Origin of the sequence: Mycobacterium sp. SMC-8, from assembly GCF_025263565.1 — a bacterium.
Lineage (GTDB): Bacteria > Actinomycetota > Actinomycetes > Mycobacteriales > Mycobacteriaceae > Mycobacterium.
On sequence record NZ_CP079865.1, the window covers coordinates 1,565,342 to 1,585,983 of the forward strand.

Here is a 20,642-nt window from a genome sequence, read left to right on the forward strand (position 1 = left end):
CGGTAGGGAGTGGTCTGATTAGGCCGTGAGCGGCTGATATCGGCCGAAGAGGTTGCCGAACAGCAAGTTCCATGCGTGTTCCCAGGGCCAGTTGCGCGGCAGGTGCAACGTCAGCCGTCGTGCCGAGGAGGCGATGCGTGCGGGCACGGTGATCAGCGTGCGGCGGATGGTGGCGGTGCGGGCCTTGGCCAGCGTGGGGCCGGTGAGGGTGGCCGCGGCGCGGGTGAGGTTGAACGCGATGACCGCCAGCACCAACCATGCACTATTGGCCGAGAACCGGCCTGACGGTAGATGGGCCAGCGCGGAGGCTTTCAGGTCGGCGTGGACCTGTTCGATGATCGCGTGGCCGCGGTGAGTCTTGTCGGCGGTGACGGTGTCCAGATCGGTGGTCGTAAAGAAGGCGTGAAACCGCCAGGTGTCGAACAGGGTGGCCTGTCCATCGCTGGTGGGGTTCAGGTCGGGGATGCGGCGTACCACCAAGCGGCCCGGGACCTGCTGGTGGGTTTTCTTGGAGCTGAACGCGGTGAATCCGATCTCGGCGACCTCGGCCCGGGAGATCCATTGGCCGGTGTTTTCGTCGTAGACGGCGTCGGTGTACTCGATCGAGGTCCACGCATCATCGTTGATGGCCGCGATCGCAGCCTTGACTTTCGAGTCCAGGGGCACGGTGATCGACACCTCGGCGCCACCGCGCAGCGCCGCGCCCACGCTGCGGTGACCGTAGAACGCCGAATCGGCGCGGACCAGCGGCTTGCTGGTGGCCTCGGGTGAGCGCAGCCGTGTCACAGTGGACAGGGTGTCGCTGATCATGCGGGCAGCTCCGCGTGGGGAGCCACACGAGCCTTTGCGCAGGCGTTGGGCGGCGATCACCGGAGCACACTGACCGGTGGTGACCGTGGCCAGCAGGGCGTTGAGACCCCGGACTCCGGAGTAGCCGTAACCGGATCCTTGCTTGCTGTAGCCGTGGACTTCGATGATGGTGTCGTCGAGATCGACCAGCACGGGGCCGTCGATGCCGGCCAGCACCGGGGTGCGTTCGTGCAGGCTCGCCAGCACCCGCGCCGCGATGGCGTCGAGTTGGCGGACGTGGCCGAAGCTGAATTCCCGCAGGAACGAGCCCAGCGTCGAGGGTGCATACGGACGGTCGAACACCGTGCGCATCGCGCCGTGGCGCAGCAGGCGCATATCGTCGATGCTGTCCGCGCCAGCGACCATCCCCGCGACCAGCGCGCTCACCTTCGCCCCCGCGTTGGAGCCCTTGTCCGTGGGCACCGTGAGGTGCTCATCAGCCAACGCGGCCAGACCGCATTCTTGCGCCAACGCGGTGATCGGGACCAGTCCGGCGCACGACACCAGGTTCGGATCATCGAAGCGGGCCGCCGCGACGGGCCGAGTGTGAGATAGTTGCATCTACGAGATGCCCTTCGTAGTGGCTGAATTGGATCCTGAACAAATCTCATTCTCCCACCACGACAGGGCATTTCGCTGTTTCAACCCACTCCAGGCCGCCACCTAATCGGTGTATCCAGGCTAAGCGGAGACATCACCCCAGCTCAAGACACCGCCACCCTACAAAACTGACCAAAGTGACCCAACTCAGGACAAGCTTTACGTAGCCGAGCGCGCCGTTGTTGGCCGACTGCTGTTGACCAACATGAGCAAAGCACCCCGGGTCGACATCGGCACCACCCGTTGGGATTTTCGACGCTATCTACTCGGCGAGACCGACCTTTGTTGGCCGTCGCTCAGGATGCAGACGATGGCGTCACTGTGGATGCAGACGTGATTTCGGGGGTCGGTCTGCATTGTGACGGGGTAATCGTCGCGGCGACGCGGTGGTCGTCATGGTGACGACTGTCGGCAGGCATGGTGATGACGCCCCCGGCGGCAGCGCGGGGACGTCGGAGGGTCAGCCGGGTGGCGCCAGAAGGCGGCCGCGGGTGTACATCCCGATCAGGGTCCACGGCGGCTCACCGAGGGCGTAGCGGCGGCGGTCCCAGTAGGCCGCTGCCGACAACAGCGACAGCGCGTGGTGCAACATGTTCCCTCGGTAGCGCAGCGCGGTGAACGTGTCGGGGTCCAGGGCGAGCAGCTGCTCGGTCCCGTCGCGTGCGAGACGGTCCAGGTGCTCTGGCGGTAGTCGGCGAAGCCAGCGGCGCACGGTGGACACCGGCCGCCCCATGGTCGCCGCGATACGCCGGTGTCCGAGTCCATTTGCTTTGTGCAGCAATGCTGTTCCAATCACTGCGGTGGTGTCGGCATGGCGTGGCTGCAGAGCGGCGGGCATCACGATATGCGTTGACGAGCAGGACCGGCATCGCGTGCGGCGGGGGCGCACCGTGATCGTGGTCCCGTCGTGATCGCGCACGGAGCGCCGCCTGCCGTAGCCCCAAGAAGTCAGCTGGCCGTCGCGGCACCGCGGGCAGCGGAGTTCGCCGGCGGCGAGCAGTTTCTCGGCCAGTTCGCCGGTGCGCGCGACGATCACCGCAGAGCCAGTCCATGATCCACCAGCCTTACCTATCACCCGGGAACCGGGATAGGGGTCAGTTCGTGTTGGGCGACCGCAGAATCGACGCGTCCGCCGTCACCGATTGTGACGATCTCGGGATTCGGCATCGCGCCGGAGCCGAAATGGACTCTGCGCGAGCAGACCAGCGCGGGGTCCGTTCGTGGGCACGCTGATGATGCAGACGACCGCCGTCCCCGACCCGGGATTTCGACAACTTCAATGACGATCACCCCCGCCGTGGTCGTCACACAGAGGGACGGTCAACAACCTTCATCTGGCATACGCAGTCTGCAATCACTTCACCGACCGGCATAGGTACGCGTTCAAACTATGGGGCATGCTGCGCCACCACGAATGGATCACGCACCTAGAACCCGACCGACGAAGCGATGCGACAACGGTCGCAGTGATGCTGACTCCACGCCATGACAAGGTACGACCTTGGGATACAACCCTATTCGCGCACTTCGGCGAAAGACCGTTGGACGACTACGAGCTGGAGTCGATGCGCAGGTTATGGAACAACCCCCAGAATTTTGCGCCTGACGTTGAGGTTGAGGCAGACGGTGGGTCAAATGACCAATAAGAAAGGGTGACAATCGTGGATCCGCTGGCGCCGCTGGGTCGCAATGAGATGTGCTGGTGTGGATCGGGTGTGAAATACAAGCGCTGTCATGGCAATCACCGCCCCGGCTCGCAGCCGGGCGCACCGCTGCCGCCCGACTTGGAGGGCAGCGTTTTCTTGAGCCCGACCGTGAATATGGCCGGCGATGCGATCACTGTCCCGGAGGGCGGAGCCCCCTTCAGGATCGTCGAGACTGAGCTGGCTGCCAGAGCTGTCAAATACACAAATTGGGACTCGCACCTCATTGAGGTTGCCGCATCTGCTGGTCAAGTGTTGTCTCCCCCCGATCTCGGGCGACTTCGAATCGAAGTCCTAAGCAGACTGACATCACTCAGTACCGATGATTCGGAGCTGAGCGACGAGGTCAAGCATGGGATTCTCCTTCTGGCAGCGCAATCAATCCGGACGGTAAGCGCTCTCGCTCAGAAAGCTCCGAAACCGTCGATGCTCTGGAATCAAGAGCTCGATCCAGCGAAGTTCCTCGGCCGCACCCTGCTCTTGGCAGACCACGTGGTGATGCCAGATCGCGTCTTCGAGGTGCTTTTGGGAGGTCCACAAAACAGATCCCTAAGGAGGGCAGCAGAAAACGAGCTGAAACTGAGCAAACTCCTCAGTGCAGGACTGGTGATCCCGGTGCCTATCGGACCAGCGATTGCTCTGAGCGGTGCGGCATCTATCAAGCTCACCAACCACGACTTAGAAGATGCCGCGCTCGTCTCCTGGGTTAGGGACCAGCTCATTCTCGAAGGCCCGACTGCACGAGAAGCCCTATTTGTGCGAGCTAAAGACGATCTGTCGATGTACGCCGACAAGTTTTGGCTCTACAGCCATATCGACCCTGACTCCCTGAGCGCGGGCGACGGGCGATTCACATCCCGCATGCTCCAATCCTATGACCCAGCACACGATTACAACCCGTGGATCAAGCAGGTGTCAGACTCCGCAATCAGCTTCTACGTGCAGCGAACGGCCAAGCGACTCGTCACGGCAGACGTCTACGGCTCCGACTACGTGTCAGCGTCGATGTTCGAAGCACGGCTCCTCGACCGTCGAGGGCGCAGTAGCGGCAACACAGCTGCTCAGGCCGCAATGTGGGCCGACATCCCCCACCTCCCGAATCTTTCCGCCCCCGACCTCGTCAAAATAATTCAGAACGAGCAAGCCGTTGACGACCTGCGGCGACTCTTAAGAGCCTCGCTAGTTACAGTGTCAACGGCGGCCGAAAATTGACCCCTTTTCGTCGGTTGAAAATTGACCCCCTTGGTGTTCATTCTTCGGTTGTCGATCCCGGGACTCTCCCGAGGTCGCGGTCTTTGATGCGGTAGGAGTCGCCCTTGAGGGCGATGACTTCGGCGTGGTGGACCAGGCGGTCGATCATGGCTGCAGCAACGACGTCGTCGCCGAAGACTTCGCCCCAGCGGCCGAAGGGTTTGTTGGAGGTGACGATCAGGGAGGCACGTTCGTAGCGGCTGGAGACCAGCTGGAAGAACAGGTTGGCCGCTTCGGGTTCGAACGGGATGTAGCCGACCTCATCGATAACGAGCAGCGGGTAGCGCCCGAGCCGGACGAGTTCTTGTTGCAGCCGCCCGGCGTGATGAGCCTCCGCCAGTGACGGCGCTCATCGAAAGTCCCCAGGTGTGCTCGTTGAAATTCCCCACCTGTGAGCAGCGGTCAGTGTAGTGGTTGGCGGGTGCCGGTGGTGGTTCGGCGGATGGTTTCGGCGGCGTCGTGGTGGTCTCGGAGTCGGTAGGACTGGCCGTCGAGGTTGATGACCACTGAGCGGTGGAGCAGGCGGTCGAGCATGGCGGCGGCCACGGTGGTGTCGCCGAGGATGTCGCCCCAGGCGCCGACGCCTCGGTTGGTGGTGATGACGATGCTGGTCTTCAAATATCGTTGGGAGACAACCTGAAACAGTGCTGAGGCGGCCTCCGCCGGTAGTGGCAGATACCCGAGCTCGTCGATGACCAGCAGGGTGGGGCCGGCGTAGAACCGCATGGTGGTGGCCCATCGGCCTTCGATGGCGGCGCGGTGGCACCGAGCGGCCAGGTCGGCGGCGGTGGTGAAGTAGGTCCGGTAGCCAGCATGTGCTGCAGCGCGTGCCAATCTGACCCGTCCCGGCGAGTCCGGAGACTGCATTCGTTGATTCATCCCGCCTTCGGTGGGATGCGTCTGTGATCGTAGTGGAGCTTCTCGACGGCCTCGGGGGTGAAGTCGTCGAGGTACTCGTGCGGGCGTTCGGTGTTGAACCACATCACCCACTCGGCGGTCGCCAACTCGACCTGGTTGACGTCACGCCAGGGGCCTTGGCGCCGGATGACCTCGTTCTTGAAGGACCCGACGGTGGTCTCGGCCAAGGCGTTGTCCAGCGCGTCGCCGACCGAGCCGACCGAGGGATCGACGCCTTCGTCGATGAGCCGCTGGGTGAAGGCCACCGAGGTGTACTGGGCGGGTTCAATCGGTCGTTGCAACACCGGGTTGTTGGAGTGAGTGTAGCTGTTGGGCAAAGACTTCGGCGGGAGTCTTCCAGCCGAGGACCTTTCGGGGTCGGTTGTTGAGCGTCAGTGCGACCGCTTCGAGGTCTTGAGCCGACCATCGAGATAAGTCGGTGCCTTTCGGAAAGTACTGACGCAGAACGCCATTGGTGTTCTCGTTAGTAGGCCGCTGCCATGGCGAGTGCGGGTCGGCGAAAAACACCTTCGTTCCGGTGTCGAAGGTGAACTGGGCGTGCGCGGCCAACTCTTTGCCGCGGTCCCATGTCAACGTCTGACGCAGCTGCTTGGGTAGCTGTGCCAGTGAGGCGATCAGGGCAGCGTTCATCGCCTCGGCGCCGTAGCCGCTGAGCGCCGGCCCGTTCTTCACCGGCGGCGCCAGACCCCACCCCTCGAGGCGGGGAAGGTGAACCAGCATCACCGAGCGGCTCTTGCGTTCCACCACGGTGGCAATCGCCGACCGGCCCGCACCGATGATCAAATCACCCTCCCAATGCCCAGGAACTGCGCGATCGGCGGCTTCGGCAGGGCGTTTGCTGATCACGACGTCCGCGGTGACATGTCCCTGCGGTTTGTTCTGTGTCCTGGCCCGCGGGACCCGCAGCGCACGACCGGTCCGCAGGCACGCGACCAATTCCCGTTTGAGCGCCCCACGCCCCTCGATGAACAAGGACTGATAGATCGCCTCATGGCTGATGCGCATGGACTCATCATCGGGGAAATCCAGCGGTAAGCGGTGGGCAATCTGTTCCGGGCTCCATGCTGTCGACCACCGTCGGTCTTGTCGGTGCGGCTTGTTGCGGCCGTTCCAGGCCTTGGTCTGCGGACCTGCGACGGCGGTGCCGTCGGGTCCGCGGACACTGCCATCGAGCCGCTGCTGCACGTACTCACGCAGCTGCGGGTTGACTGCCAGTTTCGCGGGTTTCGGGCGCTTTGCTGCTTGCTGGGCCTTCCACTGCGCCACCCCTGCGCGGTACACCTGCGTGCCGCTGCGGGTGGCTGCGTTGCGCCGCAGTTCCCGCGAAACTGTCGAGGGGTCACGCTTGATCTCGCGGGCGATCTCACGCACCCCGGCGCCCTGGGCGCGTAGCAGTGCGATCTCCTCCCGCTCGGCGAACGACAGATACCGGCCCGTGGGCTCATCCAGACTGATCGGCGTCATGCCGCCAGCGTGGTGGAACCACCTGGTCGCCACCGGTGTCGACACGCCGACCTCTGCGGCTGCGTCGTCGGTGGAGACACCCTGGGCGATCAGCCGCCAAAACTGACGCTGCACCGACCGCGACGGGTCCGGGCGCCCTGGTGAGCGCATCGCAGGCCGCAACGCACGGTCAGCCGCCCACTGCCGTCGCCTACCAACCGATTCCGCGTCCTTACGCTTGGCCACACCACACCTCCGTGATCAAGGTGTTGCGACGACCAGTTGAATCCGCCCTGGCTGCCCGCGTCGCTGTGGGCGATCAGCCCGTGCAGGCTGGTGGTTCCGTCCTGTGCGCGGGTGAAGAAGGCGTGCTCGACGGCGTCGAGGACCAGGTCGGTGGTCATCGTCCGGGCGGCCCGCCACCCGAGGATCCGACGGCTGTAGGCGTCGATGACGAACGCGACGTAGACGAACCCCATCCAGGTCGAGACGTAGGTGAAGTCGGCTACCCACAACCGATTCGGTGCAGCCGCGTAGAACCGGCGGTCGACGAGGTCGGGGTATCGGACGTGGGTGTCGTCGGCGACGGTCGTACGGTGCTTAGATCCGTAACGCGCACCCTCCCAACCGTTTTCACGCATCACCCGCTCCACGGTGCAGCGCGCCGCATCGTGATCTCGACCACGCAACCAGATCCAGAGTTTGCGCGATCCCAACGTCTGCACGAACTTCCCGGTCTTGCGGTCTTCCCTTGCCGCGGTGATGATCTCGACCAACTCGGCGTCGCGGACCTGGCGCCGTGTCGGTGTCTTGGCGATCCACTCGTAGAACGTCGACGGGCTGATCGGCATGCCGTGCTCGGAGAGCACGGCGCACATGGGCTCGACACCCCAGCGCAGTCCGGCCCCGCCGTCGGGGCCGGCCACCTGCTGGTCCTTGTGTTCGGCGATGAACCGAATCACCGTCTCCCGGGCCGGTCGAGCTCGGCCCCGAAGAAAATCGCCGCTGCCTTCAAGATCTCATTGGCCCGACGCAGCTCGGCGATCTCCCTGCGCAGCGCCTTGTTCTCCTCGGCGATCTGAGTCGTCACCCCCGGCCGCTGGCCGGTATCGACCTCCGAACGCCGTATCCAGGTCCGCAACGTCTCCGGGGTGCCGATTCCCAACATGCCCGCGACCGCGGTGATCGCCGCCCACTGCGACGGGTACTGCGGGCGGACTTCGGCGACCATGCGCACCGCACGCTCACGAAGCTCCTCGGGGTACTTGCTGACACGTCCCATAACCCAGATCCTCCCAAGATCGGAAGTCTCCGGAAACGCCGGGACGGGTCAATCCGACCGACAGGTGCGTCTTTCCGGTGCCCGGTGGGCCGATGAGCAGGATGTTGGTCGCTGATTCCAGATAGCGGCAGGTGCCCAGTTCGTCGATGAGCTTGCGGTCGATGCCCGCGGCGGCGTCGACATCGAAGTCGGCCAGGGTGGCCGGGGTGGGGATGCAGGCGAACCGCAGCCGGCCGGCCAGTCGGCGGGCGGTGCTGGCCTCGACTTCGACGGCGAGCAGCCGTTCGAGTGCCACGGTCAGCGACAGTCCCTCGGAGCTGGCTTCGTCGAGTACCGCGGGCAGGGCTTCGGCGCAGGCGTGCAGTTTGAGCGCGGCCAGATGGGAGCGCAGTTGTTGGTATCTGCTGGCCGATGCCGACGGCGTCTCATCGGTGGTCGTGGTGGTCTTCTTGGTGCGTGGGGTGGGGGTCATTGGATGGTCCTTCGTTGGGCGGCCCGCTCGTAGGCAGACAGGTCGATGACGGTGGAATCGGTTGACGGCGTTGTTGTCTCGGATATCTCGGGATCGTCAGATGCGAGCCGAAGTAGTTGTGCGGCAGCGGCTTTGGCGGCCAGGCCGGGTGGGATGCGTTCCTTGCGGCGGTGTGGACGCCCGGTGGCCGCGGTCGCCATGGCCGCGGCGTCCAGGGCGATGACATGACCGCTGTCGCGGACCATCACCCCGAGCCCGTCAGCGGCCATCCGGTGCCGCGCGATCACGATCCCGCCGGTGGTGGCGATGTCGCAGAACTCACCCCCGACCGGATGCGACACCACCACCTGGGCGGCGGCGAGCTCTGGTGGCACCGAGTAGCGGTTGCCGCGGTAGGACACCAGCGCTTGGCGCGAGGCCGTGCGAGCCTCGGAGACGATCACCGGATACGCCTGCGCCGGCACCGGGTGCAGGGGCTCGGCCTTGGCGATTACGGCGACCGAGGACCGCCCGTCGGCAGTGGCCCGCAGCCGGGTGTCACCACGGACCCGCGCGAAGCGGTCCAGGCTGGCTTGAGCCATCTCGACGGTGGCTTCGTCGGCCAGGGTGCGCCACCAGCGCTGCGCCGCAGTGTGGTTGACCTTCTCCACCACGCCCTTGCGGTTGCCGCGCCGGGCCGGGCAGATCGCCACCGAGACCCCGTAGTGCTTGGCCACCCCAGCGAACGAGGCGGTCACCCGGCCGCTGCCGGGATCACAGACCGTGGCCATCCGGTCGAACCGCCACACCCGGTCAAGCCACCGAGATCACGGGCCACGCGGTCCAGCCCGGCGACCAGGTGCGGCTGATCCTCGCTCGCCGCCAGGAAGCCGCGCCACTTACCGGAATGCGCCAGCGACCCGACCAACAGATGTGCGGTCTTGCCCCAGCCCCACGATGCCGGCGGATTGGGCAATTCCAGCCAGTCCCATTGGGTTTCATCACCCGGGGCGTGCGGGATCACCGCGTTCGGGCGATCGGTGGCCGTGCGGCAGGCTTCACAGACTGGACGTAGATCCCGGGCGCGGATGTTGCGGGTCAAGCTCTGATACGACAGCGGAAACCCCAGGTCCTCGAGCTCGTCGAATAGGGTGCGCGCCCACAGGTGCGGGTCCTCGGTCAGCCGCGCGACCACATAGTCGATGAACGGATCAAACGGATCCGGGTCGGGGCGGGCTCGCACCCCGGGGGTGCCGCCACCGGCCAGATACTTGCGGACCGTCTTACGGTCGAAACCGGTGTGGCGGGCGATCGCCGAGATCGACCAACCACGCTTGCGTAGGGCATGTACTTCCACATCGTCCTCCCATGTGAGCATGAGAAAGCGGGCCTCCTTCGGACAGTGCTGCAGGCGTTAGACACCAGCAGCATCGAAGGAGGCCCGCCCTTCTCGGCGGAGCCACACGGGTGGGGAATTTCGATGAGCGTCAGTGGGGAATTTCAGTGAGCGCCGTCACCAGGCGGGCCACCCATTCCGAGGCGGTGGCGAATAAGGTTCGGTGGCCGGCCTGGCAGGCCCGGATCGCGATCCCGATCGCCAGATGGGTCTTGCCGGTGCCCGGTGGGCCGAGGAACACGACGTTGTCCTTGGCGGCGACGAAGTCCAGGGTGCCCAGATGGGCGATCAGGTCCCGTTTGAGGCCACGGGCATGGTCGAAGTCGAACTCCTCGAGAGACTTTCGTGACGGAAATCGCGCGGCCCGGATGCGGCCCTCCCCGCCATGGGACTCCCGGGCGGAGACTTCGCGCTGCAGACAGGCCACCAGGAATTCCTCATGGGTCCACGATTCGGTTCGGGCCCGCTCGGCCAGCCGTGACACCGCTTCGCGCATCGTGGGTGCCTTCAAGGCGCGGGTCAGGTAGGCGATCTCGGCGGTCAGATCCCGGTTGGTCGATGTCGCGGCCCGGGTGGTCTTGGCGGTCATGAGGCGAACCCGCCGTCACCGAGGTCGATACCCAGGGCGGTGTCGTAGTCAGTCAGCGACCGCTGCTCGACACACAACGGGTCATCGTGTTCCCGGTTTGGGCGCAAGGCACTGACCCTGTTGTGCTGCAACTGGTTCGCTGCCTCACGGTGCTCGGGGTCGGTGATCGTCTGATGCCACGCCCACACCCGTTCGTGCTCGGCGACGGTCTTGCCGTCACAGAACACGACCACCCGGTCCAGGTCGGCGATCACCTCGATGCGCCGCCCGATCACCGCGGGGTGCACCGAGTAGTCGTTGGAGTCCAGCCGGATGTAGTGATCGCGGGCCAACCGGGTCGAGTTGCGCCAGCCCACCTCCGGAGCCACCGGCGGCAACGTGAGCATGGCCGCCAGGTCTGCTCCGATCCGATCGGTCGGCGCACACCCCAACACGCGACGCCGACGGGTGTTGACCACATTCAGCCACTTCTGCAGCTGATAGTTGAAGTCCCCGGGCCCGGTGAAACTGCGACCCGGCAGAAACGACCTCTCCAAGTAGTCGTGGCTGCGCTCGACGATGCCCTTGTGCTCGGGCTCTCCGCCCTTGAGCACGATGACCTTGGTGCCCAGGACCCCGCGGAATGCCTGGCAGTCCCGGGTTAGTTCGGTCCTTCCGGCTCGCCACCGCCCGACCGCGCCCTCGCCGTCCCAGACCAGGGTGCGGGGCACCGCACCCAGCGCGGCGATCAGGTTCCACCAGCCGGCGAACAGGTCCTCGGCCCGCCGCGACGGGATCAGGATCGCCGAGAGCCACCGCGAGTACCCCAGCACCATCGTCAGCACCGGCAACTGCAACGCGGTCCGGGTCTGCCCATAGCCGACCGGAAGCGTCGTGGGTGGGAACCACAGGTCGCACTGCGCGATATCCCCGGCGTCATAGGACGTGCGCCCGGCAGGGTCCGGGGGCAGATACGCCGGGCGCAGCTCCCGGACCCGTTCCTTGAACACCGTGATGCCCCGCGTCCAGCCGACCCGCTCGGCGATCACCGTGGCCGGCATCGTCGGCACCGCTGCTAGCTGCGCCCGGATCGCGTCCTCGAACGCATCCACCGCTGACCCCGCCGGCCTGCGCACGTACTTCGGCGGCCCGTCGGAGGCCACCGCCGCCCGCACCGTGTTGCGCGAGATCCCCAACGTCCTGGCAATCAACTTGATCGGCAACCCCTCGGTCTTATGCAACCGGCGGATCTCAGCCCAATCCTCCACTGACAACACTCCCTTCTCCTCTCGGCTCGTAAGCCGAGACTCAGACGAAGGGGTCAAAATTCACCCGCCGACACGGGGTTAGTTTTCAGGCGACGCCGACATACAGCACGGACTCCTGGCGAACAAGCTGACGTATTGACGGCGTTGGCTCATCAGCTAGACGCAACCTCGTGTCGTCTGCCAGGAGGATGGGACCAGTGTGAGCTGATTTTGCCAGGGTGATGGGACCACCTGGATTGCCAGTTATGGGACCACCGGCGCGTCGCGTCGGTGGTCCCTTCATCTGTTCGTTTGATCGCCGTGACGGTCGAAGTCACGGAGGCGGCGGGCATGGCTTTTCGGGAGGTCAGTGTGAACGAGATCAGGGAAGTGCTGCGGGTGTGGCTGGGGTCGCCGGGCTACCGGCACCGGGCTACCGCACGATCGCCGCGCATTGCGGCGTGGACCGCAAAACTGTGCGCCGCTACGTCGAGGCTGCGCAAGCGGCTGGTCTGCACCGCAGCGACGGCGTTGAGGCCGTCGATGACGGGTTGATCGGGGCTGTCGCCGACGCGGTGCGCCCGGTACGCCCGGATGGCCACGGCGCAGCGTGGGAACAGCTGCTGGGGTTCGAGGACCAGATCACCGCGTGGGTGGCCGGCGAGGGTGAGCAGCGTCCGTTGACGATCACCAAGATCGAGACCCTGCTGGCCCGTCAGGGGTGCGTGGTGCCGTATCGCACGTTGAACCGATTCGCCGGTGAGCGTTGCGGTTTCGGCCGCAAGGACACCACGGTGCGGGTCGCCGACGGGGATCCCGGGGTGGAATGCCAGATCGATTTCGGCTACCTCGGGATGCTCACCGACGCCGATGGTGGGCGGCGCCGCAAGGTGCACGCGCTGATCTTCACCGCCGTCTACTCCCGGCACATGTTCGTGTGGCTGACCTACTCGCAGACCCTGGTGGCGGTGATCGCCGGATGTCAGGCGGCGTGGGAGTTCTTCGGAGGGGTGTTCGCGGTGCTGATCCCGGACAACCTCAAGCCGGTGATCGCCGCCGCTGATGCGGTCAATCCCCGATTCACCCAGGGGTGGCTCGACTACGCCGGTCATGTCGGGTTCCTCACCGACCCGGCTCGGGTGCGCTCCCCAAAGGACAAACCGCGAGTGGAGCGTGCGGTGCAGTACGTGCGCCGAAACTTCTGGGACGGTGAAACATTCGCCAGTATTGAGCAGGCGCAGCAGGCTGTCACCGTGTGGTGTCTTCGTACTGCCGGGACCCGCATCCACGGCACCACCTGCGCACGGCCGGTGGAGGTGTTCACCACCGAGGAGCAACCGCTGCTGCTGGCGGTGCCGGGGGCCTACGACGTGCCGGTGTTCAAAGCGGTCAAGGTGCACCGCGACTTCCACGCCGAGGTCGCCAAAGCCCTCTACTCGCTTCCTGAGCAGTGGATCGGGCACACCCTCGACGTGCGTGCTGACGGTGAGCTGGTGAAGTTCTATCACCGCGGTGTGCTGGTCAAAGTCCATCCTCGTCAGCCTGCGGGAGGCCGCAGTACCGACCGCGCTGATCTACCCGAACACAAAGTCGGTTACGCGCTGCGGGACTTAACGACGCTGATCGCCACCTGCGCCGCCTATGGCCCGAACGTCGGGATCTACGCCGAACGCATCCTCGACGATCCGCTGCCGTGGACGCGGATGCGCACCGTCTACCGACTCCAGGGCCTGGTGCGCCGTTACGGCGCGCAGCGTGTCGAGCAGGCATGTTCGGTGGCACTGGATCTCGACGTCGTCTCGGTCAACAAGATCGCCTCGATGCTCGAGCGCGCCACCGAGAACACGATCCCGGCACTGCCGCTGGCCGTCGGCCAAACCGCTACCCGGTTCTCGCGCGATCCATCCGAATTCGGCACCACCTCAACATCATTGACCGTCATCGCCAATGCCGACTCCGAGGAGACCTGCTGATATGACCACTACCAACCGCGTGGCCGCAGACCCGGTCGGCGCCGACCTGCTCCGACTGCTCAAAGCGCTCAAGCTCGGCGCCCTGGCCGACACCCTGCCCGAACGGGCCGCACTGGCCCGCCAGCACAAACTCAGCCACATCGGATTCCTCGAAACACTTCTTGCCGACGAAGTATCCCGACGCGAATCCCGATCAGCCGCCCTGCGGGCGGCCAAAGCCGGACTCGACCCGACGATGCGCTTCGACTCCTGGACCGCACAACAGGACCTGCGCTACGACCGTACCCTGCTCGGCGACCTGACCTCGCTACGATTCCTCGACGCCGGACAGTCCGCAATCATCCTCGGGCCCGTGGGCGTAGGCAAAACACATCTGGCAACAGCACTGGGGCACTTGGCCATTCGTCGCCGCCACACCGTCCTGTTCGCCCGATCCGACAAACTGTTCACCCGGCTACGCGCCGCCCGACTCGACCACACCGTCGACGCCGAGATCCGCCGACTGGCGGCCGTCGACGTCCTCATCATCGACGACTTCGCGCTGCGACCCCTCGACGCCACCGAAACCAGCGACTTCTACGAAATCGTCGTCGAACGCCACCAAACCAAGACCACCATCGTGACATCAAACCGGGAACCCGCCGAATGGCTGACCATGACCGCCGACACCCTGCTCGCCCAATCAGCCATCGACCGACTCACCGCTGCGGCCCACACCCTGGTCATCGAAGGACCGTCCTACCGCCAACGCACCCGACCCGGTCAGCTTGACCCAGAGGGACCCGACGAGCATCCTCGATAACGCGCCACGGTGGTCCCATCCCCCTGGCAATCAGGTGGTCCCATCACCCTGGCAAGCGACACTCGCACCGCCTGGCCCGAGTTGGGTCATTTGGCTTAGTGCCTTGAATTCTCGGCGTTCAGTGCGTTGAGGATTGCGTTGACCTCGGTGTTTAGGGCTGGCGGGTAGGTGGCGATGACGCCGTTGAGGTCGATGGTGGCTGATCGCAGGGTTTGAGGGTGCGTAGGAATCGGCGCAGTGACAGGCCGGTGCGGGTCTGGACTTCGCGGCTGACGGCCAGGGCGGTGAACACGATGGTCAGGTGGGCTTCGATGGCGTCGCGGGTGCGGGCGAACATGGGCCGGGCAGCGAGGTCGGATTTGGACATCCGGAAGGACGCCTCGACGTGCCAGAGGTCGTGGTAGCTGGCGACCACTTCGGTCGCGGGCATCAGTGCGGCGTCGATGTTGGTGACGTAGCCCTTGAGCCCGACCAAGCGGCGGGCGCGCTGCAACGACGCCTCGTCAAATTCTTGGGAACCGTTGCAGTTCTTGATGAACCGCGGTACCCGCGCGGCTTTCTCGCCGGCGACGACCGCGCGGGCCTTGTTCTCCTGCAGGTTGAGCGTCTTGGTGTCGCGCACCGCGCGTTTGGTCGAGTACGCCCACACCGCCCGCCAGGACTTGGTGTGGGTCGCCGGATCCCAGACGGGCTCGGCTTTGCGCTTGGGGTCGCTGGTCTTGGTCGCGGTGCCGCGTCGATCGCGTGGGGTGATGGTGTCGATGATCTGGCCATCGGTGAAGAAGTCGCCGTGCCAATGGAAGTGCGAGGCCAGATCGTTGGGCGCTTTGGTAACCCTCGATCCGACGATGAACCGCAACCCTGCCTCATCAAGTTCGCGCAGATTGCCGCTGGCCAGCATGCCCGCATCAGCGACGACGACAATGTCGGTGATCTCGTGGCGGGCTTGGAATGCCTTCACGATCGGCACGATCGTCAGAGTTTCGGCCTTGTTTCCTTCGAAACAGCCGATTTCCAAGGAATCCGCACCGATCGACCAGCAGCCCGACCACGATCTGCGGGTCCACTCGGCGTTCCTTGGAGTACCCCACGCGGCGTAGGTCGTCTTCCTTGTCGGCCTCGAAATACAGGGTCGTGACGTCGTAAAGCACCAGGCTGACATCACCGGCGGTGCGGGCGTGGGCGAAACACGCTGCGGCGATCTGGTCGCGGTAACCACCACCGCGGGCACGGCGCAGGGTGCGCTTGCGGGTCGACAGTGACGCTGAGGTACGTCCCAGCTCGGCGAGGACCCGATCGGCGTCGAGCAGGCTGGTCGGCTCGACCACCCGGGCGATGACCAGGTCACGGAAGACCTCATCGCCGACCGCGTCGTCGAACCCCAGGCTGGCATACACCTGCGCCAGGGCGTCATACAGCAGCCCGCTGCAGCTCTTGAGCACCCGCGGCCGCACCACCAACTCCCGTACTGCGGATTCTCCAGCATCCTCGGTGAACAGCATGCCAGCTGGCGGTGGAACCATATGGGCCCGAACGGCTTTCGGCGTGATCCCCAGATCCAACTCGCCTTGGGTGTCATCGGCCAACAGCCGGCGGGCCTCCTCGAGCAGCAGACCCAGCTCGGCGTCATCACGCGCAGAGCCCACATGGCGCACGATCCGGCGGCGGCCATCGACGGATTCGGCGATCTGGACCGCGGTCGCGCCCGAGGCCGTGCGCACCCGCCGAATCCACACCATCCAGGCAGCCTACTGACCCAAATTAGTGCCTAGCAGGGGCACTAAGCGGAGACATCACCGCAGCTCAAGACACCGCCACCCTACAAAACTGACCAAAGTGACCCAACTCAGGTCAGGTGGTCCCATCACCCTGGCAAGCGACACTCGCACCGCCTGGAGAAGTCGTCTATATCGGACCGCTGGTGGCAGATGGCGGCGCCCGGAGGTCTTGGGGTGGGTGGCCTCGTGGTCGGTTCCTTCTCAGGCGGGTTGCCCGCGATGTTTGGGGCGACGCTAGGGGTGCTAGCCGGCGTCGCGCCGTATCTTGGCGCTCGTGCTAACGCTCGACGCGATGCAGCGCATCTATTTTTGACGGCACGGCGCAAGGCACGGTAGAACAAGCCCGCTCGCCACGAAGAACACCGGAATCAGTCACGCCACGGCAACGCGGACCAAGGCCGTGCCCCTTTCAGTCTCGGCCAAGCTATGCAACGAACCCATTTCTAGTGGAAGTTTGTAGTCTTCTTATTTTGATTATCTCCACCTTCGCTCCTTAGTTTTTTGTAAGCCGCGGTAGTAGCGGTGTCCAGACGCTACTGCCTTTCCAAATGCACGTCAGTGTCGCCGTCGGGGTGTTAAATGATCCAACAAGAAGTAGCGCGTCGTTGCCATATCCGAGCGCACGCTCTTCACTTACGGCCTCCGACTTTCCGGACTCCATGATGGCTTTAGCGCCTTGGATACGGCAGAAGTCGATTAACCTAGAGCGCTTTCCCTCATCCGGGATAATAGCCGGTGAGTGAAGAGACGGAATATCTGTGTTGTAGATGTGAGTTTTCAAGTTTTCAAAGCCCAGTGCTGCGGCTCGATTGCTCAGGCTGTCGGCGCCCTCTTGTTTCCCATTTGCAAAAAGGATCGTAATATCAGCTTTGAGCAGTTCAGGGCGTACTCGGGACGGCAGTGGCTCGACCCTACTTTGATTAAGGTCCTGCGTGCTCGCCGCTCCTAGCCAGTTCTCAAGTATTTCTATACCTGCACTACCGCGTCCGACATAGTCATCGATCATAATGATGGGCTGATCCATGAAAACCGCGTCAGTGATAGGTTTGAGTTCGAAGTCAAATCTGCTGCCCAGATCCCGCACCATGTATGTTAGGACGCTGGACGAGTCTTTTGGCTGCCCGAAAGGGACCAAGATCGATGGGCCGCGTTCGCTGTCCTGTTGAAGGTACTCTTCGAGGGCACTATTGAGGTACGACCGATTGATGTGCCGGACTCCCTCCAACATGCAGAGCGCGCTCTCGGCAAGCTCATCTGTAGGGAACTGCTTTATCCAATTCGCTACCCGGTCGGGTGTAAGGAGGGATTCTGTACGCGCCTCCCCGCTAGCATCGGTAGTTAGCGGCCCCTGGTAACCGCCAAGATTTTCGACTATTAGTGCCCTTAGTCTCGCTGCAGCGTTTGCTAGCGTTAACACATTTGGCGTCGGACGCAGGTCGTGAGGCTTTCCGTCGTACCATCCATTACTAGCCAGAGTGCGCCTGCTCACCTCCAGCGCTGCTGCATCTTGCTTGGCGAACGCGAGCATCGTTCGAGGTACGCGTAGCCCGAACTCCCGGCGTACAACGCTTTCGGCTGCGAGGTACATCGAACGGCGAATTTCTCGCGGGCAGAAGATAAGACCTAGATCCCGTGTTGCAACATACGAGTTAGACCACAGGTCGGTCTCGGCGTACTCGTCACGAGCTTGGCGCAGCTCTTCTTCAGAGGATCCGATCAACCACGCATGGCCTATCTGCCCGACCTTTCCAGTACCGTCCGTGGTCCGAGGTGCACTCATCCAAACGTATGGAATGACGTCGCCCTCGGGGACGACGCTGTTGGGTGGGGGTTCTCCTATAAGGCTTGCTATCTCGGCGGCTTCAGTGACAATCAGTCGGATGAGGTCAAGTCGGCGGCGTGGGTCCTCAATCGTCGCTTTCAACTTCTGGGTCGCAGCTGGTCGGCCGGCATCTGCCCTGTGGGGATCCAGCGGCATCCGTTCGCTGAAGGCGAAGCACCGCGAAAGCAACTCGCGGCGGCGCAGGCGCTCCGCAAGATCGACCGCAGTCCGTATGTGCCTAGCGATCGTGTTGTCCTGGATCTGATCCTCGTCCAGATCCAAGAGGTCCTGAGCTGAGCGAACCGTCAAACCCAACAATTCTTCGTCGCAGACGCGGAAGGGAAGCATGGCAGCCGGCGAGCCGGCGACTTGTAACAGTTGGTCGAAGATGCCAGCAACCATTGCCTCGGCGGCCCGTACCTTTTGGTGCCGATAAACTTTATCGAACATCAGCGTCCGAGCTAACGACAGCTCATCTAGAGTGCGTGCTCCTGATCGAGCAATTCCTGTCATCACGTAGCTGTGATTTTGTCTCACCGTTGCACCTATAGGCGCAGGCAACTCGGACTGGCCTAAGCGTCGAGAACGAACCTTTTGAATCAGCCTTGGTATATCCGTCACAACGGGCAATCCACACATCATGGCGTCGCGCGACATGTAGTCGAGTTTGTCAGCGTCGAAGGGCCCACTTATGAGCTCGTGTATCAGAGGGTACTCGTCGTCAATCGCTTGACCGACAATCAGACGCGGTAGTTTGGTTTGGTACTCCTTAATCTTGTCCACTTGCGATTGGCCCTGGCGTATGACGGGGAGGCCATCCGGGACTAACTCAGCCGCTGTTGTCAGCATTCTTCCGAATGCCGGCGAGCCCAGCAAAAAGTAGGACGCGATTTCGCCAAGATTGCGAACTTTCTGATCTTCAAGGTAGTCCGTGAATGCTAAGCGTATATCAGCGCATGTTGCGTCGTTGTCTAGAGCGTTCTCGGACACATGGGACATCACGCCGTGGCCAGTGTCATGACATATGGCCGCCAGACGAAGGATTGCAATATGCCAATCGTCTAGGCGATTGTGTTCCCGTTGGCCGGGGGCGTTGACCGAATGACGTTCGAGCGACTCCGCCAGTTGGCTGACTTGATGAGACACCCCGAGGCCATGTTCAAATCGAGTATGCACCGCTCCCGGATAGACCAGATGCGCGACTCCTAGCTGCCGAATGCGCCGTAACCGCTGTAGTAACGGACTATCTAAGACCAGTACCTCAAAAGCGTTCACATACAGCGTTCCCCAGACGGGGTCATTAAATTCTTTCGCATTTGGTGCAGGTTTCGCAGACGCCAAACGCTCCACGTATGTGGCAAGAAGCTGTTCAGCCAAGGCCTCTATGTTGGCCTTATAGTCGGCCAGCACATCGGCAATCTGTGACGACATAGCGCGAGGCTACCGGCCTAGCGGTTAATGTTCTGGCAGACGTGCTCTACTGACTGCTACGGACGTGCTTGCGAACCACCCACGCATAGTCGGACAGGAAGTCGTCTGCGAGAGCTTCTGCCAATGCAGCCCCACCTGGAAGCTGTGCGGCCAAGAGTCCTGCTTCTTTACAGTTAAGTTTGATCCGCAGATTTTGGTATTCAGGGTCGTCAAGGGCGATCAAGTCGCTCTGGGCTGCTTGACTCAGCGCCTCTCTGACGACGGGTGAGTCCCCGTAGATTTTGTCGAGGTATACACGGAATCGTAGATCGATCGAATGAGCAGGCGCATGCTTGTAGCGAAGAAGATCGAACACTCGTTTTGCTGCACTGTCGAACTCCGTTCCGCGGATGCTCAGAGCTTCCACGTCGCGGAGTGCCAGACCGGCGAGCAGCGTCGCGATGAAGCCGTCGGCGCGCATCTCAGTCGCGGTCGAGCTCATTCAGTGCCTCCATCCTCGCACACATGTTCTATAAATGAACTATGCACAATTTCGACGCTCTGTCAAGCTGCGCTGCTCCACAGGGCTAGCCTAGTCGAAAGTCTGTTGCGCCGTCCTGCGTTGCGTGTGGCGTGTTGGCATCTGTGGGATGTCTTCCGCGTCACCTCGCGGCCCACTGTAGGGCCGTGGTCCGACAACTCGTGAGCTGAACTTCCGACCGCGTGGGGCACCCGACGGGGGCCTGACACACGGCAAACAAGTGGCGGATACAACCCAGCCGCGCCCAAGCATGGAAGAGGTCGGACATTGAGATTACAAGCACCACCCAGAGTGGGCCGAGGCCACCTGACACCACTAGTCCTGCGTTGCTCGCTGATCAGCTCGATAAGCGCAATCGTCAGCAAGCATCTGCTGGCGGATCTGGGTGACGCGTTCCGCGCGCTCGGGATCGGCTAGAACTCGATCGAGGTAGGCACTCCCGCGGTCTTGGAACTCCATTGCTGGTTGCCTTTCCATGGCGAGCCCACCCTTTCGCGTGCCGCCGGGGGCGAGGCGTATCCCATAGCATCGTTTCTCCACGCCGCCCTCTGTGCAAGCTCTTGATGTTGACGTCCATGAGTAGCGGCCTACGCGACACAGCAATGTCG

Annotated in this window: 9 protein-coding genes and 8 pseudogenes; 3 read left to right on the forward strand and 14 right to left on the reverse strand. The window is 63.5% G+C overall.

The features are described 5' to 3' along the window. Positions 1-18: 18 nt before the first annotated feature. The gene (locus KXD97_RS07665; protein ID WP_260752049.1) at positions 19-1,410 is read right to left on the reverse strand and encodes an IS1380 family transposase; all 1,392 of its coding nucleotides are present in this window, start codon (positions 1,408-1,410) and stop codon (positions 19-21) included. 499 nt (positions 1,411-1,909) lie between these two features. Then, positions 1,910-2,485 carry a DUF6431 domain-containing protein gene (locus KXD97_RS07670; RefSeq protein WP_260751629.1) on the reverse strand — a complete coding sequence of 192 codons (576 nt, stop codon included), beginning with the start codon at positions 2,483-2,485 and terminating at the stop codon, positions 1,910-1,912. Positions 2,486-3,110: 625 nt separating this feature from the next. Between KXD97_RS07670 and KXD97_RS07675 the strand changes: the two genes are divergently transcribed. Then, positions 3,111-4,364, forward strand: coding sequence for an SEC-C domain-containing protein (locus tag KXD97_RS07675; RefSeq protein WP_260756151.1), 1,254 nt, complete (start codon positions 3,111-3,113; stop codon positions 4,362-4,364). Between the two features lie 37 nt (positions 4,365-4,401). On the opposite strand, the pseudogene KXD97_RS07680 reads toward KXD97_RS07675, so the two are convergent. The 9 genes and pseudogenes from KXD97_RS07680 to istA (KXD97_RS07720) form a co-directional block, all read right to left on the reverse strand. Next, positions 4,402-4,743: pseudogene (locus KXD97_RS07680) on the reverse strand (ATP-binding protein); the annotation flags it as partial. Positions 4,744-4,805: 62 nt separating this feature from the next. Further along, a pseudogene (locus tag KXD97_RS07685) lies at positions 4,806-5,243 on the reverse strand (ATP-binding protein); the annotation flags it as partial. A gap of 35 nt (positions 5,244-5,278) precedes the next feature. Further along, positions 5,279-5,581: pseudogene (locus tag KXD97_RS07690) on the reverse strand (integrase core domain-containing protein); the annotation flags it as partial. Positions 5,582-5,585: 4 nt separating this feature from the next. Further along, positions 5,586-6,935: an IS30 family transposase gene (locus tag KXD97_RS07695; protein WP_234713714.1), complete on the reverse strand. Its 1,350-nt coding sequence runs from the start codon at positions 6,933-6,935 to the stop codon at positions 5,586-5,588. A 122-nt stretch (positions 6,936-7,057) separates the two neighbouring features. Continuing rightward, a pseudogene (locus tag KXD97_RS07700) lies at positions 7,058-8,046 on the reverse strand (IS3 family transposase); the annotation flags it as partial. A 13-nt stretch (positions 8,047-8,059) separates the two neighbouring features. Further along, positions 8,060-8,518 (reverse strand): annotated as a pseudogene (locus tag KXD97_RS07705) (ATP-binding protein); the annotation flags it as partial. Next, positions 8,515-9,875 (reverse strand): annotated as a pseudogene (locus KXD97_RS07710) (transposase). The pseudogenes KXD97_RS07710 and KXD97_RS07705, both read right to left, overlap by 4 nt. Before the next feature lie 130 nt (positions 9,876-10,005). Next, a pseudogene (locus KXD97_RS07715) lies at positions 10,006-10,482 on the reverse strand (ATP-binding protein); the annotation flags it as partial. Then, a complete protein-coding gene (gene istA / locus KXD97_RS07720) occupies positions 10,479-11,738 on the reverse strand; it encodes an IS21 family transposase (RefSeq protein ID WP_260756152.1) in 1,260 nt (419 codons plus the stop codon). The pseudogene KXD97_RS07715 and the gene istA (KXD97_RS07720), both read right to left, overlap by 4 nt. Before the next feature lie 371 nt (positions 11,739-12,109). Between istA (KXD97_RS07720) and istA (KXD97_RS07725) the strand changes: the two genes are divergently transcribed. Next, on the forward strand, positions 12,110-13,681 hold the full coding sequence (istA, locus tag KXD97_RS07725; protein ID WP_260756153.1) for an IS21 family transposase: 1,572 nt from the start codon (positions 12,110-12,112) through the stop codon (positions 13,679-13,681). A gap of 1 nt (position 13,682) precedes the next feature. Next, a complete protein-coding gene (gene istB, locus KXD97_RS07730) occupies positions 13,683-14,483 on the forward strand; it encodes an IS21-like element helper ATPase IstB (RefSeq protein WP_070351813.1) in 801 nt (266 codons plus the stop codon). Between the two features lie 95 nt (positions 14,484-14,578). On the opposite strand, the pseudogene KXD97_RS07735 reads toward istB, so the two are convergent. The 3 genes and pseudogenes from KXD97_RS07735 to KXD97_RS07745 all read right to left on the reverse strand — a co-directional run bounded on the left by KXD97_RS07735 (position 14,579) and on the right by KXD97_RS07745 (position 19,995). Further along, positions 14,579-16,222: pseudogene (locus tag KXD97_RS07735) on the reverse strand (IS1634 family transposase). A 532-nt stretch (positions 16,223-16,754) separates the two neighbouring features. After that, complete coding sequence (locus KXD97_RS07740) at positions 16,755-19,514, reverse strand: hypothetical protein (protein ID WP_260756154.1); 2,760 nt, start codon at positions 19,512-19,514, stop codon at positions 16,755-16,757. A 46-nt stretch (positions 19,515-19,560) separates the two neighbouring features. After that, positions 19,561-19,995, reverse strand: a complete 435-nt coding sequence (locus KXD97_RS07745; RefSeq protein ID WP_260756155.1) for a hypothetical protein — start codon at positions 19,993-19,995, stop codon at positions 19,561-19,563. Positions 19,996-20,642 lie beyond the last annotated feature (647 nt).